Origin of the sequence: Streptomyces sp. NPDC093094 (genome assembly GCF_044754345.1) — a bacterium.
Classification (GTDB): domain Bacteria; phylum Actinomycetota; class Actinomycetes; order Streptomycetales; family Streptomycetaceae; genus Streptomyces.
This window is the reverse complement of sequence record NZ_JBIVOX010000003.1, coordinates 158,806-174,047: the sequence shown is the minus strand read 5'-3', so window position 1 is coordinate 174,047 and position 15,242 is coordinate 158,806. Positions and strand designations below refer to the sequence as shown.

General features: G+C 74.1%; 14 protein-coding genes. 7 read left to right on the top strand and 7 right to left on the bottom strand.

What is annotated here, in order from left to right:
• Positions 1 to 21: 21 nt before the first annotated feature.
• Genes ACIQGV_RS06835 through ACIQGV_RS06820 form a run of 4 tightly spaced genes read right to left on the bottom strand, consistent with a single transcriptional unit; the run spans position 22 to position 4,319 of the window.
• The gene (locus tag ACIQGV_RS06835) at positions 22 to 435 is read right to left on the bottom strand and encodes a DUF742 domain-containing protein (RefSeq protein WP_402491514.1); all 414 of its coding nucleotides are present in this window, start codon (positions 433 to 435) and stop codon (positions 22 to 24) included.
• Between the two features lie 22 nt (positions 436 to 457).
• Positions 458 to 895 carry a roadblock/LC7 domain-containing protein gene (locus ACIQGV_RS06830; RefSeq protein WP_402491511.1) on the bottom strand — a complete coding sequence of 146 codons (438 nt, stop codon included), beginning with the start codon at positions 893 to 895 and terminating at the stop codon, positions 458 to 460.
• Positions 892 to 3,492 carry a nitrate- and nitrite sensing domain-containing protein gene (locus ACIQGV_RS06825; protein WP_402491508.1) on the bottom strand — a complete coding sequence of 867 codons (2,601 nt, stop codon included), beginning with the start codon at positions 3,490 to 3,492 and terminating at the stop codon, positions 892 to 894. The genes ACIQGV_RS06830 and ACIQGV_RS06825 overlap by 4 nt, the downstream gene beginning before the upstream one ends.
• Before the next feature lie 50 nt (positions 3,493 to 3,542).
• A complete protein-coding gene (locus ACIQGV_RS06820) occupies positions 3,543 to 4,319 on the bottom strand; it encodes an MHYT domain-containing protein (RefSeq protein WP_402491505.1) in 777 nt (258 codons plus the stop codon).
• A 152-nt stretch (positions 4,320 to 4,471) separates the two neighbouring features.
• Between ACIQGV_RS06820 and ACIQGV_RS06815 the strand changes: the two genes are divergently transcribed.
• A complete protein-coding gene (locus ACIQGV_RS06815; RefSeq protein ID WP_402491502.1) occupies positions 4,472 to 5,071 on the top strand; it encodes a class I SAM-dependent methyltransferase in 600 nt (199 codons plus the stop codon).
• Between the two features lie 3 nt (positions 5,072 to 5,074).
• On the opposite strand, the gene ACIQGV_RS06810 is transcribed toward ACIQGV_RS06815, so the two are convergent.
• Positions 5,075 to 5,830: an alpha/beta fold hydrolase gene (locus tag ACIQGV_RS06810; protein WP_402491499.1), complete on the bottom strand. Its 756-nt coding sequence runs from the start codon at positions 5,828 to 5,830 to the stop codon at positions 5,075 to 5,077.
• Positions 5,831 to 6,014: 184 nt separating this feature from the next.
• Here ACIQGV_RS06810 and ACIQGV_RS06805 point away from each other — a divergent pair, with 184 nt between their 5' ends.
• The gene (locus ACIQGV_RS06805; RefSeq protein WP_402491496.1) at positions 6,015 to 6,539 is read left to right on the top strand and encodes a PadR family transcriptional regulator; all 525 of its coding nucleotides are present in this window, start codon (positions 6,015 to 6,017) and stop codon (positions 6,537 to 6,539) included.
• On the opposite strand, the gene ACIQGV_RS06800 is transcribed toward ACIQGV_RS06805, so the two are convergent.
• Complete coding sequence (locus ACIQGV_RS06800; RefSeq protein WP_402491493.1) at positions 6,486 to 7,421, bottom strand: oxygenase MpaB family protein; 936 nt, start codon at positions 7,419 to 7,421, stop codon at positions 6,486 to 6,488. The genes ACIQGV_RS06805 and ACIQGV_RS06800 overlap by 54 nt on opposite strands.
• A gap of 119 nt (positions 7,422 to 7,540) precedes the next feature.
• On the opposite strand from ACIQGV_RS06800, the gene ACIQGV_RS06795 reads away from it, so the two are divergent.
• From ACIQGV_RS06795 to ACIQGV_RS06785, 3 genes are all read left to right on the top strand, one after another.
• Entirely contained in the window at positions 7,541 to 7,837 is a 297-nt protein-coding gene (locus ACIQGV_RS06795; protein ID WP_402491491.1) for a hypothetical protein, read from the top strand.
• A gap of 250 nt (positions 7,838 to 8,087) precedes the next feature.
• Positions 8,088 to 8,990 (top strand): hypothetical protein, encoded by a 903-nt coding sequence (locus ACIQGV_RS06790; RefSeq protein ID WP_402491488.1) that lies wholly within the window; start codon positions 8,088 to 8,090, stop codon positions 8,988 to 8,990.
• A 244-nt stretch (positions 8,991 to 9,234) separates the two neighbouring features.
• Positions 9,235 to 10,620 (top strand): tannase/feruloyl esterase family alpha/beta hydrolase, encoded by a 1,386-nt coding sequence (locus ACIQGV_RS06785; protein WP_402491485.1) that lies wholly within the window; start codon positions 9,235 to 9,237, stop codon positions 10,618 to 10,620.
• Positions 10,621 to 10,624: 4 nt separating this feature from the next.
• Here ACIQGV_RS06785 and ACIQGV_RS06780 read toward each other — a convergent pair whose 3' ends face one another.
• A complete protein-coding gene (locus ACIQGV_RS06780) occupies positions 10,625 to 10,807 on the bottom strand; it encodes a hypothetical protein (RefSeq protein ID WP_402491482.1) in 183 nt (60 codons plus the stop codon).
• Between the two features lie 307 nt (positions 10,808 to 11,114).
• On the opposite strand from ACIQGV_RS06780, the gene ACIQGV_RS06775 reads away from it, so the two are divergent.
• The gene (locus tag ACIQGV_RS06775; RefSeq protein WP_402491479.1) at positions 11,115 to 13,913 is read left to right on the top strand and encodes an SNF2-related protein; all 2,799 of its coding nucleotides are present in this window, start codon (positions 11,115 to 11,117) and stop codon (positions 13,911 to 13,913) included.
• The gene (locus tag ACIQGV_RS06770) at positions 13,910 to 15,187 is read left to right on the top strand and encodes an SWF or SNF family helicase (RefSeq protein WP_402491476.1); all 1,278 of its coding nucleotides are present in this window, start codon (positions 13,910 to 13,912) and stop codon (positions 15,185 to 15,187) included. The genes ACIQGV_RS06775 and ACIQGV_RS06770 overlap by 4 nt, the downstream gene beginning before the upstream one ends.
• Positions 15,188 to 15,242 lie beyond the last annotated feature (55 nt).

Sequence of the window (15,242 nt, the reverse complement as noted above, 5' to 3'; positions counted from 1 at the left end):
CGGGTGCTTCCGAAAGCTCGTCTACAGGGCCCGCAGTCCCGCGATCACCTCACGCAGGATCCGCTCGTCGGGAAGCTGTGCGGGCGGCACCGGACGGGTGACGGTGACGCACCCGATCTCCAGGAGGTCGCCGAGGAGCACCCGGACGACCCCCACGGGCAGGTCGGCGCCCGCGGCGAGCTCGGCGACGGACTGCGTCTCCGGACGGCACAGGTCCGCCAGGGTCCGGTGTTCCGGCCCGAGCGCGGTGTCGTCCTCGATGCCGGCCGCGCCGGGGCCGAGGGTGACGAGGGCGATCAGGTCGAAGCGCACTCCGGTGGGTCCGGGCCGGGTCCTGCCGCCGGTCATGGCGTACGGGCGGACGAGAGGTCCTGCCTCGCCGTCGTACCACTGGCTGCCCTGTTCGCGTGGGGTGTCCTCTGCGTCGTCGGTCATCGTCACGGCCCGCTCTGCGCGTTCATCCCGCCGCGGGCGGCCGGGCGGCGGAGCGCGGCGGCGTGTGGAGGTGCTCGCCCACGCGGCGGACCAGGCGGGCCATCTCGTAGGCCACCAGACCGATGTCCGCCGTGACGGCGGTGAGCAGGGCGAGGCAGGAGCCGTCGCCCGCGGCGGCCACGAACAGGAAGCCGTCGTCCATCTCCACCATGGTCTGGCGCACGCCTCCGGTGCCGAAGTGCCGGCCCACGCCCTTGGCGAGGCTGTGGAAGCCGGAGGAGACCGCGGCGAGATGTTCGGCGTCCTCGCGGCGGAGGTCGCCGGAGGCGCCCACGGCGAGTCCGTCGTTGGAGAGCACCACGGCGTGGCGCACCTCGCGCACCCGTGTCACCAGGTCGTCCAGCAGCCAGTCGAGTTCACCGGAGCGCTGAGGGGTTCTCCGGTTCGGGTCCTGGGTCATGCGGGGTCTCCTTCGCTGCTGTCGTCGGCCGCCCGGCCGGCCGGGGTGGTGCCGCGGCCGGGCCGCCTGCCGCCGCCTCGGGCCCAGCCGTCGCGGTAGGCGGCCATGCGGTCCCGCACGAGTTCGGGTGTGCGGTGGTCGTCGGCGCGGGGTCCGGACGGCCGGGCGGGTTCCTCGGCACGGACCTCGCGCAGTTGTGGGGCGAGAGATGCCTGGCGGACCCGGCGCGGCAGGTCGTCGGACGGCTCGGGCTGTTCGGGCGTGCGGTGCGGACGCAGGGCGGTCACCCCCGGCGGCGTGGTGTCGGTCATGGTCTCGGCGGGCACCGGCAGGGCCGGACCCGGACGACCGGGGCCGCGGTCGCCGGGGCCGCGGTCGCCGGGGCCGCGGTCGCCGGGGCCGCGGTCGCCGGGGCCGCGGTCGCCGGGGCCGCGGTCGCCGGGGCCGCGGTGGGCCATGACTGCGCCGTCAGGGGCTTCCTGCCGCGCGGGGCCGACGCGCGCGTACTCGCGTTCGGCGGGCCGGGGTGGGTCGGCGGTCTCGTCGGCGGATCGTTCCGTCGCCGTGGTGTGCAGCAGGGGGAGAGGCAGCAGGACGACCGCCGTGGTGCCTCCGTAGGGCGAGGGCCTGAGGTGGACCCGGACGCTGTGCCGGGCGGCGAGCCGGCTCACCACGAACAGGCCGAGCCGGTCGCTGTCGAACAGGTCGAGGGCCTCGGACTGCGCGATGCGCCGGTTGGCCTCGGCGAGGGTCTCCTTGCCCATGCCGAGGCCGCGGTCCTCGATCTCGACGACGTAGCCGTTGCCGACGGGTTCGCCGGTGACGCGTACGCGTGTGTGGGGCGGGGAGAACTGGGCGGCGTTCTCGACGAGCTCGGCCAGCAGGTGCGTGAGGTCGGCGACGGCCGCGCCGGCGACGGACGTCTCGGGGAGCTGCCGTACCTCCACACGCGCGTAGTCCTCGATCTCGGAGACAGCCGCGCGGATCACGTTCGTCAGGGAGACCGGCTTGCGCCAGGCCCGGCCGGGGGCGGCGCCGGAGAGGATGATGAGGCTCTCGGCGTGGCGCCGCATGCGGGTGGTGAGGTGGTCGAGGCGGAAGAGGTCGCTCAGCTCGTTCGGGTCGTCCGAGCGGCGTTCCATGCTGTCCAGCAGGCCGAGCTGCCGGTGGACGAGGACCTGGCTGCGCCGGGCGAGGTTGACGAAGACGCCGGAGATGCCGCCGGCGAGTTCGGCGCGCTCCACGGCGGCGTGCAGGGCGGCCCGGTGCACCGTGCCGAGGGCTTCGGCGACCTGTCCCGTCTCGTCCTCCGCGGGCGGTCCGGGCGGGGCCTCCGCGCGGATGTCGATCTCCTCGCCCGCCCGCAGTCTGCGCATGGCGTCGGGGAGTTTGCGGCGGGCGATCTCCAGTGCGCCGTTGCGCAGGCTCACCAGCTCGACGACGAGGCCGCGGCCGATGCGCACCGAGATGACCAGGGAGGCGGCGACGGCCGCGAGTCCGAACAGCACGGCCGCGCCGGCGGGGGTGAGCAGTCCGCGGGTGAACGGGTCGGCGCTGTCCGCCACGTCCCGGGCCGCGTCCTGTTCGATGGTCCGCATGGTGTCCCGCACGCGCGCGTGGGCCGTGATCCAGGCGGCCTCGGGCGCCGCGCCCAGGGCCTTCGGACCGCCGGTGAGGAGCGCGTCCTCCAGCGCGGTGACGTCCGCGTAGGCGTCGCTCTCGGCCAGCTCGCGCCAGGCGGCGCGTTCCGGGCCGCGCAGATCGGCGGCAGCGGACTCGGTGAGGGTGCGGCGGATGTCCACGGACCCGGTGAACAGGCGCAGCCGCTCACCGGAGAGCCCTTCGGCCAGGCGCGCGCTCGACAGCAGGACGTCCTCGCGGGCCAGCGCCTCGCCCGCGCGGGAGAACTCCAGCAGCACGCGTGTGTCGGAGCCGAGCTCGGCGTCCTGGATGCCGCTGAGCGCGCCGCCGACGGCGAAGGCGTCCGCGACGGCACCGGTGTAGCGCTCGTACGTCTCGCGCCAGTCGGCGCGTCCTTCCTCCAGGTCGGTGCGCAGCCCGCGCAGCCTCTCCGCGCCGGTGACGAAGGTCTCCAGACGCCGGGCGACTCCGGCGGGCAGTTCCTGGCCGTCGGCGACGGTGCTGTGGTCGCCGAGCCGCAGCCGGGCCACCGCGCGGTCCGTGGTGCGGGCGAGTCGGCCGAGTTCGTCCCCGTGGTCCACGGACGGGGCCGACGCTCGGCGCACGGCCTCGGCGCGCTCGGCCTGGAGCGCGGCGACCGCGGCCGCGACGGGGCCGCGCACCTCCGTGTCCACGCGTTGCAGCTGCCGCAGCCGGGAGACGTCCTGGGCCGTGGTCACCGTGGCGTACGCCCACAGGGCCAGCAGCGACACCACCGGCACCATCAGCAGGCAGACGATCTTGGCGCGTACGGTGCGCGGTCGGGCCGGCCGGCGTCCCGCCCGCGGGGCCGCGCCGCCCGAGAAGTCCGCGGAGCCTTCGTCGGCCGGCAGTCCGGCGTGGGCGCGGCGTCCGCGCGTCGGCGGTGAGGGCTGCGGCTCGGCGCCTTCGGCGGAGGTGGTGCGGGGTGTGCGCATGGCGTCCTCACTCGGAAGGGTTCGGGGCGTGCCGCGGGAGGGCGGACCGGTCAGCCGGCGAGTCCCACCGGCCGCTGGGCCGACGCGGTCGCCTCGCGCTCCCCCGCCGTCGGCGACAGGGCGACGAAGGCCGAGGTCAGGAAGAGGTAGGACCCGAGGCCGACGGCGAGGGGGAAGATGAACTGCATCGCCGTGGCCCCGGGCAGCACTTCACCGGAGGGCGTCACGCGCACGTGCACCGCGAACATGGCGGTGTAGTGCATGCTGCTGACCGCCGCGCCCATGACGAGGGATGCGACGGTGACCGCGGCGGGCGACCTGATGTTCAGCGCCGCCCACAGCGCGGCCGTCGCGGCGACGACGGCGATCAGGACGGAGAGTCCCACCATGACCGGGTCGTAGGTCACGTCGCCGTGCAGCCGCACCGCCGCCATGCCGAGGTAGTGCATGCTCGCCACGCCGAGGCCGGTGGTCAGGCCGCCGATCAGCAGCGCCCGGACCCGGCCCCGGTCACGGCCGTAGCCGACGGCGAACACCCCGGCGCAGACGACGATCATGGCGACGAGCTGACTGAGGATGGTCAGCGGCACGTCGTAGCGGATGTCGGTGCCGTGTACACCGAAACCGAGCATGGCCACGAAGTGCATGGTCCAGATGCCCGTACCGATGGCGGAGGCCGCGGTCAAGAGCCAGTTGCGGCGCGAGCGACCGGTGGCACCGAGGGCGCGCACGGTGCATCGGAGCCCGAGCGCGGCGCCCGTGCAGGCCATCGCATACGACAGCACGGGGGTCAGCCAGCCGAAAGTGGCGTGGTCCAGGTGTCCCATGGCCCCGGGACGCTAGCGGGGGCACGGGCGCACAAAGGGGGCGCATTTCGAAAGGTGACGGAATGTGATGCGGAGATGTTCCGAGACGATCGCGTCGCGCCCGAACGTGCACACCGCGACGCTGTCCGCGTCGGTGCGGGATCATGCGGATCATGAGCGATGACCACACACACGTCCAGGAGTTCTTCACGGCGCGTGCCGCCGACTGGGACCGCCGCTTCCCCGACGACGGCCCCGCCTACGCGGCCGCCGTCGCCGGGCTCGGTCTGCGCGGGGGAGAGCGGGTCCTCGACGCGGGCTGCGGCACGGGCCGCGCGCTGCCGCCGCTGCGCGCGGCCGTGGGGGCCTCGGGAGTGGTCGTGGGAGCCGATCTGACCCCGGCCATGCTGGAGGCGGCCGTGACGGCCGGACGGGACCGGGACGGGCAGCTGCTGCTCGCCGACGTCGCCGCACTGCCGCTGCGCTCCCGGTCGCTCGACGCGGTGTTCGCGGCGGGCCTCATCGCCCATCTGCCCGAACCGGAGTCCGGCCTGCGGGAGTTGGCGCGGGTGGTGCGTCCGGGCGGCACCCTGGCCCTGTTCCACCCGATCGGCCGGGCCGCGCTCGCCGCCCGGCAGGGCAGGCGGATCACCCCCGGCGACCTGCGGGCCGAGCCCAACCTGCGTCCTCTGCTGGAGCGTTCGGGCTGGCACATGACGTCGTACGTCGACGAGGACGCCCGTTTCCTGGCGCTGGCGGTCCGCGCGGACTGAGTCTCAGACGCGTCCGGCGACGGCGTCCGCGAACACCGCCGGGTTGTCGAACATGACGTTGTGGCCCGCGCCGGGAACCGTCACCACGTGCACGCCGGCCGCCTCCAGCGCCTTCCGGCCCTCCAGTTCTCCGCTCAGTTCGCCCTGGAGGTAGACACGTTCGACCGGGACGGCCTCCAGGATCTCGCGCATGACGGGGGTCGATCCGCCCACGAGACCCACCGCCGTGCGGTGCAGGGCGCGCGGGTCGGCCAGCCGCATCGTCGCCGCCCAGGTCGGTCCGACCTTCTCCAGCACACGTGCATGGCCGTGATCCACGAAGGCGTCCTCCTCCCAGGCGGAGATGCCGCTGCTGCCGGCCGTGAGCGGCGGGTGGGCGTCGAGATTGGCCTCGGTGAGCACGAGCCGGCGGACGAGGTCGGGCCGGCGGCGGGCGAGGACGATCGCCACGGCGCCGCCCATGCTGTGCGCGATCAGCTCGGCGCCGCCGAGACCCGCCGCGTCCAAGGCCGCCGCGAGGGCGTCGGCATGAGCCTCCAGGGTGTAGGAGAACCGTTCCGGGCGGTCGCTGATCCCGTGCCCGGGCAGGTCCACGAACAGGCTGCGCCGCCCCGAGAGTTCGGGCCGCGCGGCCACATGCGCGTGGTACACCGAGGACATCGATCCCAGCCCGTGCACATACACACGCGCGGGCTCCTCCCCCGGCACCTCCGTCCACCGGATGTGACTTCCCCTGCCGTCGAACTCCGCCTGCCGCATCGCACCGCTCCCCTTCCTGGCGCATTCCGCCCCGCCTCACAAGGAAGATACATCGGTGACGTAGTACTTCGCCACCGATGTATTGATGCGTCGAAGTACAGCTGCTCCGATATGCCTCTTCATCGTCGTACATCCTTGTCGACATATCGCTCTGCCGAGGTACAGCGGGTGCGAGAATGCGGACATGCTGGAGCTCGCCATCCTCGGATTTCTGTACGACGCCCCGCTGCACGGCTACGAGCTGCGCAAACGCATCACGGCGCTGACCGGACACGTCCGGCCCGTGGCGGAGAGCACGCTGTATCCGGCGATCAAGCGCCTGGAGAGGGCGGGACTGCTGGGGCGCACCACGGAACCCGGCGCCGGGGCGGCCCCGCGGCACGTCCTGTCCCTGACCGAGACGGGCCGCGCGGAACTGCGCCACCGGCTCGCGGAGCCCGACCGCCTCGACATCACCGACGAGAACCGCTGGTTCACGGTGCTCGCCTTCCTGCGGCACCTGGACGACAGCGACGCCCAGGCCGCCGTGCTGCGGCGCAGGCTCTCCTTCCTGGAGGAACCCGCGAGCTTCTTCTACGACGGGGACCGGCCGCTGCCCGCCGAGGAGCTGGACGATCCCTTCCGGCGCGGGGTCCTCACCATCGCCCGGGCCACGTCACGGGCCGAACTCTCCTGGCTGCGCACCACCCTCGGCTCGCTGGGCGCCTGAGGTGTCCGGGTGCCGGACCGGGCAGCCGCCCGGTCCGGGAACCGGCCAGGTGCCCAGTCCGTTCACCTCGTAGCCGTCCGGATAGCTCCTGATCTCCCAGTTCTGCCGCGCGTGATGGGGTGCGCGGCGCGGGGGCAGCAGCCTGACGGCACGCCCGCGCAGCCGTACCGTCCGGCGCACGAGCGCACGCGTGGCGGCGGAGGGAGGTGTGTAGCGGAAGGCCCGCAGCAGCGAGTCGTCGAGCAGGGCGAGCGTGGCGGTGCGCAGCAGCGGCGCCAGGGGGCGCGGATACCAGGAGACCATCAGTTCGAGGGTGGCGTCGGAGACCCCGCGCGCGCTCTCGTCCCAGGCGAAGTGGGCGGCCTCGTAGTCGTCGAGGCAGGCTTCGAACTCCTCGTACGTCTCGGGGATGTCCTTGATGCCCATGTGCCGGCCCAGGGTGCGGTAGTGCTCGACGGAGGCCACCGTCTCGTGGCGCGACAGCCTGCGCCAGCCGTAGGCGTCGATCCATCGCTTGGGCATCACGACGAAGGTGCTCAGGACGTAGCGCATGTCGTCGTTGCTGATGTCGTAGCTGCGGTGCATCTGGTTGATGCGGCGGATCGCGGTGCGGGCCCGCTCGTCGCCGAAGCCGTGCTCGACGACGGTGTCGAGCAGCAGGGAGGTGTCGTCGTAGCGCTTCTGGGTGCGGTCGGTCAGCTCGGCGGTCTTGGCCAGCAGCCGGCCGATGGAGGGGACGGCGTAGGTGCGGTACAGGGCCAGTTCGAGGGCGCGGGTGTAGTCCCAGGGGAACTCGAAGGCCGAGCTGAGCCGGTAGATCTCCGAGGCGTCCCCGTACGGGTCCATCCGCCGGATCTCCTCCAGCCGCGCGTAGCGCTTCACCGTACTCTCCTTCTGGTGCGATCAAGGTCTCAACTCTACTTCGAGCAGCCGTAGATGAATGATCGTCGGGGCAGGCTGAAGCACATCGGCACAATCGACACAGGGGGAAGGCGGTCAGTATGTTCGACAGGATCCGCAAGGCATGGACACGACTTTTCGCGACGCCGCGCGCGGAGCGGCAGGGTCACAGGGACACACGCTCGCACAACCTCTTCGAGGCGGCGGCGGTGTATGTGACCGCCTGCGCGGAGGACGACCAGGACCGGATCGACGAGGCGTCCGGGTGGGTGTCGCCGGAGGCGCTGTCGTTCGGGGTGAACGAGCTGGCGTGCCGCGCGGTGATAGCGCTCGCGCGGGAACGCGACGAGTCGCCGGGCACGGTGGCGCGCTCGCTGCTGGGGCTGCCGGCGGCGTGAGGCGGCCGGTGACGGATCCGCCCTCCGTCAGGGGCGGCGCACCGGCCTCCGGAGGGAGGCGGCCCGGCGGCAGGGGCCCGGCCCGGCGGCACCGGGCGGCGGGGCACCCGGCGACGGAGCGCTCGGCGGCGAGGGCGATTCGTCCCGTGACGTCGGACAGCCGCAGCTCCGGCCGGTCGGGGCAGTCGTGACAAGCGTGTCCGGTGCGCATTAGTGTGCGCGCGGTTGGACGAACCACTGGGAGGCTGGGATGGCCGGGACGGGCGAGGAAGCCGCCGCCGCCGCGGACGACGCGCTCTATGTGCTCACGGCGGTACTGCTGACACCGGCACAGTTCCCGAGCGTGCTGGGCGACGACTACCCGGAGGCATGCGCGGCGCTCGGGCTGGCGCCGCTCGCCGACGGCTACGGCCTGGTGCTCGGCCAGGACGGCGAAGGCTCGCGGTGGACCATCGTGACCGACGACGTCTCCCTGGTCGCCGTGGCCATCGCCTCCTGGGACTGCGGCATGGAGTACGACCTGTCCCCGTCCGAGGACACGGTCGTGGTGGCGCTGCCCGGCTGGCCCCTGGCGGTCGCCGTCGCGGCTCCCGGCGTGCCGGCGCCGCACGACCCCGCTCCGGAGCCCGGGGACCGGCCCGCGCTGACCCCGCCGGACGCCTCGGGCTGGGGGTCGGCACAGCGCCGCATGGGTGCCGACGAGGTGGCGCTGCAGTGGGCGCTGTGGCGCGAGCAGATCGACGACTCCCGCTTCGTCACCGAAGGCGGGACGACCCGCGAGACGTCCGGCGAGACGTCCGGCGAGACGGATGTACCGGACGAGGACGAGGGCGAGGGGCCCGCGCCGGTCGGGGCCGAGGAACCGGGCCGGGAGTCCGGCGGTGCGCCCAGTGGTGTGCGGCGCGTGCTGGCGGAGGCGCGGGCCTACGTGGACACGCCCCCGCCGCTCGGCCGGGTGCGGTCGTCCTTCGCCCCGGGCGGCGCCCGGACGCTGCGGGCCGACGGTCCCGGCTGGTCGCTCGTGGCCAGGACCGACGACATCGCATTCGTCCTGCTCGACGACATGCCGGGGGAGGTCCTCCCGGTGGGACGGGGTCCGGAGCTTCCGGCCCTGCTGGAGGCGCTCGACAAGATGGCCGTCCGCCCGAGCTGACGCCGGCGCCGCACCGCGGTCGGCCTCGACACCGCACCGCGGTCGGCCTCGAGGGTGCACGGACGGGAGGGGCCGGCCCACCGGGCCGGCCGGTCGCGGTGCGTCGTGTGACGAACCACCAGACGCAGGGTTCATGGCATGTGGTGCCGACCCATGGCCGGTGCAGGGGCAGGGCAACACGATGGGGCGACCCGCGCGCTCGCTCGCCGCGGGTCTCCACCGTCGACCGCCCTGGAGGCTGTCCATGCGTCTGTCCCGAGGTGTCCCGCTCGTCGCTGCGCTGCTCGCGGTGACCGTCACCGGCCCGGCACCCGCGGCCCGAGCGGCCGCGGACGGTCACTGCGCGCGCCAGGAGCGGGTGCGCGTGCCGGGCGCGGAGTTCCAGACGAGCGCGTGCCTGGCCGATCTGACCACCACGGGGCTCGCGGGCACCCCGTACACCGACACCGCCGACCAGGCGGGGCTGACGGCCGGGGGCACCCGCAGCCCGTCCGGGGTTCCGGGCGTCCAGGTGGACGGCTACTTCCCCGACACCTCCGCCTTCAACGCCACGCACGGATGGCGGCACGACGCTCAGTTCGTCATCCGTATGCCGGACCGCTGGAACGGCGGACTCGTCGTGACGGGCGCCCCGGGCACACGCAGGCAGTACGCGACGGACCGGGCGATCTCCGACCGGGTGCTCGCGCAGGGCTACGCGTACGCGGCCACGGACAAGGGCAACAGCGGGGCGGACTTCTACCGCGACGGAGCCCGGCCCGGGGACGCGGTGGCCGAGTGGAACGCGCGCACCACGCAGCTCACCCGGGCGGCCCGGCGTGCCGTGGCGCAGCGCTACGGGCACGCCCCGCGGCGCACCTACATGACCGGCATCTCCAACGGCGGCTATCTCACCCGCTGGCAGCTGGAGAACCACCCGGAGCTGTACGACGGGGGCGTGGACTGGGAAGGGGCCCTGTGGACGGCGGACGGGCCGAACCTCCTCACCTCCCTGCCCGTCACCGTGGCGCGGGCGGCGGGCTCCGCGCGGGACGAGGATCTCTACGCGGCGGGGTTCGCGCGCGGCTCGGAGTTCCTGTGGCCGTACCACGAGAAGGCATACTGGGGGCTGACCCAGAAGATCTACCGCGCCGAGTTCGACCCGTCGTACGATCCGGGCTGTCCGGGTGCCTCGGCGGGTGACAGCGTCGACCGGATCCTCGCGCCCTGCGCCTCGGACGCCGCCTACGACTACGCCTCGCGCCCCGCCTCCGTGCACCGGGCCGTGGCCAGGGTGGCTCTCACCGGGCGGATCGGGCGGCCGATGATCACGCTGCACGGCGATCTGGACGCGCTGCTGCCGAGGGCCGCGGACTCCGACGTGTACGCGCGGATGATCGACGAGCGGGGCCGAGGGGGGCTGCACCGCTACTACACGGTGCCGGGCGGCACGCACGTCGACGGGCTCCACGACACCTACCCGGACCGGCTGCGGCCGATCCTGCCCTGCTACCGGCAGGCGTTCGACGCGCTCGTGGCCTGGGTGGAGCACGGCACGACACCGCCCGCCGACCGGGCCGTGAGCACGCCCGCGGGCGGCGACGTGGTCGACTCCTGCGACCTGGACGGTGCCGGCGCCCGCGGACGGTGACGCCTCAGCGGCCGAGCTCCTTGCGGGTCGCACGGCGCAGGCGCCGCCGCTGTGACGGGTCGAGCGCGAGGTAGGCGGCGGCCGGGACGCCCAGCACGATCAGCAGTGCGGCCCACCAGGGCAGCCAGATCAGCAGGATGAGCCCGGCCGCCACACCTCCTGCGGCGATCTTCGCGTTGTTCGACATCTGTCGCCTCCTTCGCGGCCACTGCCGCTCTCTGTTCTGAGAACGGGTCCGCGCCGGGCACGGTTCCGGACCGCGTCCCTGAGACATCCCTGACGCTCGCCCCCTACTCATCCCTGAGACACCTCCCCCACCCGCAGAGAGGTGACGCGCGTCACGCTTCACTTTCCCTGGATCGGCCGCTCGATGCTGTACCATCGACGACTCCGACCCAGTAGTCAAATTTGAGGAATACGCCATAACTCTGCAGAGCACCTCCGTCGCACCACCCTCCGGAATCTCCGAACCGGCCTGCTGCCACGCCGTGTTCATGCCCGGCGACCCGGCACGGACCGGCACCGTGGCCTTCTGGCGGCCCGACGGCGGGACTCCGCCCGCCGCCGCGGCGGGATCCGTCGCCGACCTGTCCGTCGTCCTGCCGACGGAGGACGGCGTGCGCCGGGGGACCGTTCCCGCCCTGCTGCTGCCGGTGGACGCCGCTCTGCCGGTCCTCGCACGCGCGCGTGTCGCGCCGGGCGTCCACCGGGCCGTCGCGTTCTGGGGCGCCGCGGCCGTGTTCGCCCTGCACCTCACGGCTCGCGGGCTGCTGCTGCCGGGCCTGTCCGCCGGCGACCACGACGCCTGGCGCGTCGGCCCGCTGCATCCCGAGGATCTGGCCCGTCTGCGCCGGCTGGCGGCCTCGATGCCGCCCGAGGCGCACGCCGTACCGGTCGGACGGACCGGCGTGCCGCGGCTGCCCGAGCCGGAGGGGCTGCTGCGCGCGTTCCTCGACGCCGTCGCCGACACGCTGCCCCGCTCCCCCGCCGCGGCCCTCGTGACGGCCGGGCCGGCCTTCACCGCCCGCGAGCCCCGGCGTCTTCCCGGGCTGCGGGCCTGGTCCGCGGACCTCGCCGCCGGCCATGACGCGGGCGTGCGGATCTCGCTGCGCGTGGAGGTGTCGGGGCTCGACGACGCAGATCCCGACGCGGCCTCGCCCGTCTTCCGCCTCGTGCCGCAGGTCCACAGCGTGAACGACCCCGCGCTGGTCGTGGACGCCGCCGAGGTCTGGGCGGCCGACGACGTCATGGGAGCCGCCCTCGGTCCACGCGCGCGCGTGGACGCCCTGCTCGCGCTGCGCCGGGCGGCACGTGCCTGGCCGCCGCTCGCGCCCCTGCTGTCCGCCGCGGTGCCGACGGCCGTCGACCTCGCCGACGAGGAGGTCGCCGGACTGCTGGGCGAGGGGGCCCCGGCCCTGAACGGCGCCGGTGTGGACATCCACTGGCCCAAGGAGCTCACGCGCGAACTCACCTCCCGCGCGGTGGTGGGCCCGCCGGACGACACGCCCCGGCCCGGCGAAGGGTCCTCGGGCCTGCCGTCCCTGCTGTCCCCCGACGCGCTGCTCGCCTTCGACTGGCGGTTCGCCGTGGGCGACCGGCAGCTCACACGCGAGGAGCTCGACCGCCTGGCCGAGGCGAGCCGGCCCGTCGTACGCCTGCGTGACCAGTGGGTGCTCATCGACCCTCAGGAGGTCCGCAGGGCCCGCGAGCGCAAGGACCGCACGGTCACACCCGTCGACGCGCTGAGCGCCGCCCTGACGGGCTCCGTGGAGGTCGACGGCCACAGGGCCGAGGTGCAGCCGACCGGATGGCTGGCGACCCTGAAGGAACAGCTCGCCGGCCCGTACACGCGCGAGCCCGTCGCCCAGCCCGCGGCACTGGCCGCCACCCTGCGCGACTACCAGCGCCGGGGCCTGGACTGGCTCGCCCGGATGACGTCCCTGGGCCTGGGCGGCTGCCTGGCCGACGACATGGGCCTCGGCAAGACCATCACACTGATCTCCCTGCATCTGCACCGCCAGAGCGAGGACGAGACCGCCGGACCGACGCTCGTGGTGTGCCCCACGTCCCTGATGAGCAACTGGCAGCGCGAGATCGAGAAGTTCGCTCCCGGCACACCGGTCCGCCGCTTCCACGGCTCCCGGCGCGACCTCACCGGCCTGGCCGACGGGGAGTTCGTGCTCACGACCTACGGCACGATGCGGCTGGACGCCCGCCGCCTCGCCGAGGTGGCCTGGGGGCTCGTCGTGGCGGACGAGGCGCAGCACGTGAAGAACCCGTACTCGACGACCGCGCGGGAGCTGCGTTCCATCGGCGCACGCGCGCGCGTGGCGCTCACCGGTACCCCGGTGGAGAACAACCTGTCCGAACTGTGGGCGATCCTCGACTGGACGACTCCCGGACTGCTGGGCCGTCTGGGCACGTTCCGCACCCGGTACGCGCAGGCCGTCGAGGGCGGCCGGGAGCCCGCTGCGGCGGAACGGTTGTCCCGGCTCGTGAGCCCCTTCCTGCTGCGCCGCCGCAAGTCCGACCCGGGGATCGCACCCGAACTGCCGCCGAAGACCGAGACCGACCGCGTGGTGTCGCTCACCCGTGAACAGGCCGGCCTGTACGAGGCGGTGGTGCGCGAGACGCTGGAGGAGATCGCCGTCGCGGACAGCATGGCCCGCCGCGGGCTGATCGTGAAGCTGCTCACCGGGCTCAAGCAGATCTGCAACCATCCCGCGCAGTTCCTCAAGGAGGACCGGCCGCGCGTCGAGGGCCGCTCGGGAAAGCTGGAGCTGCTGGACGAGCTGCTGGACACGATCCTCGCCGAGGGGCAGAGCGTCCTGGTGTTCACCCAGTACGTGCAGATGGGCCGCCTGATCGAGCGGCATCTGGCCGCTCGTGGCGTGCCCTCGCAGTTCCTGCACGGCCGAACGCCGGTCGCCGAGCGCGAGAGGCTGGTGCGGCGTTTCCAGGACGGTGAGGTGCCGGTGTTCCTGCTGTCGCTGAAGGCCGCGGGCACGGGACTGAACCTCACACGCGCGGAGCATGTGGTGCACTACGACCGCTGGTGGAACCCGGCCGTCGAGGCACAGGCCACCGACCGCGCCCACCGCATCGGGCAGACACGCCCGGTGCAGGTCCACCGGCTGATCGCCGAGGGCACCGTGGAGGACCGCATCGCGCAGATGCTCGCCCGCAAGAGCGCGCTGGCGGACGCCGTCCTCGGCTCCGGCGAGGCCGCGCTGACCGAACTGACGGACGCGGAGCTCGCCGACCTGGTAGAGCTGCGAGGGGGTACGCGATGACGAGGGCCCAGGACGACACCCAGCGCACCTTCGCCGCGCTGCCGCCCGCACACGGGCGCGGCTTCGCCCGCACCTGGTGGGGGCGGGCCTGGCTGCAGGCGCTGGAGGACGGGGCGCTGGACGGGGAGCAGGTGAGGGCGGGCCGCCGCCTCGCCCGCGCGGGCGGCGTCGGAGCGGTGTCGGTGCGGCCGGGCCGCATCACCGCCGTCGTGCAGGACCGCGACCGTACGGCGCACCGCGCCGACGTCCTCGTGGAGGAGCTGTCCGCCGCGCAGTGGGACTGCTTCCTGGAGATGACGGTGGAACGGGCCGGCCATGTGGCGGCGCTGCTCGACGGGGAGATGCCGCCCCACCTGGTGGAGGACGCGTCCGCCGCGGGGGTCGACCTGCTGCCGGGCCTGGGTGACCTGGAACCGGAGTGCGACTGCGGGGCCTGGGACCACTGCCGTCACACGGCGGCACTGAGCTACCAGGTGGCTCTGCTGCTCGACCAGGATCCGCTCGTGCTGATGCTGTTGCGCGGACGCGGCGAGTCCGCCCTGCTGAAGGATCTCCAGCGGCGCGGCACCGCACGGGCCGAGGAGTCCCGCGAGCCGGAGGGCGTGGACGCCGCCGAGGCGTACGCGGCCGGGGACGTCCTGCCGGAACTGCCCGCCCTGCCGTGGCTGCCGGACGCGCCGGGCGTACCGCCGTCCCTGGACACCGACGTGTCCGTCCCGGCCGGTGTCGATCCGGCCGCCCTGGAGTTCCTGGCGTCGTGCGCGGCCGGGCGGGCACACCGGCTGCTGGCCGAGACGCTGTCGGCCGAGACGCTGCCGCCCGGGCTCGGACGTCCCCCGGCCGACACGGAACCGACGCCCGGTCAGGACGCGGTCCGCCTCGCCGCCGCGGGTCCGGCCCCGGAGGCCGCACGGCGGCTCGCCGACGGCTCGGGCCGTACGCCCGAGGCGCTCGCCGTCGCCGTACGGGCGTGGCGGCTGGGAGGCGCGGCAGCGCTCTCGGTGTGCGAGGAGGAGTGGGCCGTCCGGGGCGACGCCCTCGCACGCGCGCGTGCCGCGCTGGACTCGGCCTGGGACGCCGACGAGCGGCCCCGGCTGCGGGCACGCGGCAACCGGTGGACCGTCACGGACGCCCCGCATCAGCTCCGGCTCGGCCGTGACGGCCGTTGGTGGCCCTACCGCAAGGAACGCGGACGCTGGGTGCCGGCCGGTCCCGCCGCCCTGGATCCGGCGACGGCCCTGGCCTCGCTGGAGCCCGGCGCGGAAGCGGACTGAGGGAAGCGGCCGGCCTGAGGGACGCCCGGTCTCGGCTCGACCGGCAGCCGACACC